The organism is Streptomyces sparsus, from assembly GCF_054776295.1.
Window position 1 is genome coordinate 1 of record NZ_BAAHCA010001164.1, and the last position, 1327, is coordinate 1327.

The window sequence follows — 1327 nt, forward strand, 5'->3', positions numbered from 1 at the left end:
CGGGCAGCCGGCGGGCGCCCAGCCGGGACGTGTCGCCGGCCGCCGCCGGCAGCAGTTCCGAGCCGACCACTCGCACCTCGGGGCCGAACAGCGTCGACAGGGCCGGCCTCGGCCGCCCGGTCTGGAGGGCCACGACCTCCCGCAGCACCCCGGTCAGCTGCTCCGACATCTCCTCGGCGGAGGCGAACCGGCGCAGCGGATCGGGATCGGTGGCGCGGACCAGCAGCCGGTAGAAGGACTCGTACGTCCGGAACACCTCGATGCTGCCCGGATCGGGCAGGCTGTCGGCGAAGACGTTCGTGTAGCCCTGGAAGTCGATCGTCAGCACGGCCAGCGTGCGCGCCACCGTGTAGAGGTCCGAGGCGACGGACGGTCCGGACTCGGCGACCTCGGGCGCCTGGTAGCCGACGGTGCCGTAGACGGCGCTCACGTCGTCGTCCATGCGGCGGACCGCGCCCATGTCGATCAGCTTGAGCTGGTCGTCCTGCTGGATCGCGTTGTCGACCTTGAAGTCGCAGTAGAGCAGGTTGCGGCTGTGCAGGTGGCCCAGCGCGTCCAGCGCCTCGATGCCGTAGGCGCAGGCCTGTTCGACCGGCAGCGGGTCGCGCCGACCGGACGGGGTGCGGCGTTCGTTGGCGATCTCCTTCAGCGACTTGCCGCCGACGTACTCCATGACGATGTAACCGTCGAGGCTGCCGGTGCGCTGGTCGAGGTGCTCGACGAAGTTGTAGATGCGCACGATCGTGGAGTGCTCGATCTCCGCCAGGAAGCGGCGCTCGGAGATCGCCGCCGCCATGGCGTCCTGGTCGCCGGTGTTCAACAGGCCCTTGAGCACCACCCAGCGGCGCTCAAGGGGCAGGTCCACCGCCAGGTACACCCATCCCAGGCCGCCGTGCGCCAGGCAGCCGACGACCTCGTACTGGCCGTGCACGAGGTCACCCGCGGCCAGCTTCGGGGAGAACGAGTACGGCTGCCCGCACTTGGTGCAGTAGCCCTCGGTGCGGCCCGGCCGGTCACCGCGGGAGCGCCCGACCGGGCTGCCGCAGTCGCTGTTGGAGCAGTACCGCTTGCGCTCGGGCACCTCCGGGTGCGCCAGTACCGCCGTCGCCGGGTCCGGACGCGGCACCTCGGGCATGGTGACGAGCCCCGCGCCGAGCCGGTTCCGGCCGGAGGCGGACGTGCCGCGACGGGAACTGCGGACCGACACCGAGCGGGACGAGGCCGAACCGGACACGGACAGCCGCCCCGACACCGACCGCCGGGACGACTGCGAACGCCGTGACGGCTGGGAGCGCGTGCCCGCCGAGCCGGAGGAGCGCCCGGAGCC

1 protein-coding gene is annotated in these 1327 nt (G+C 72.1%); it reads right to left on the bottom strand.

Features of this window, described 5'->3' with window-relative positions; all coding sequences use genetic code 11:
* On the bottom strand, window positions 1-1327 hold a 1327-nt coding region (locus tag ACYVE9_RS27155), incomplete at both ends, for a serine/threonine protein kinase (RefSeq protein WP_461030539.1).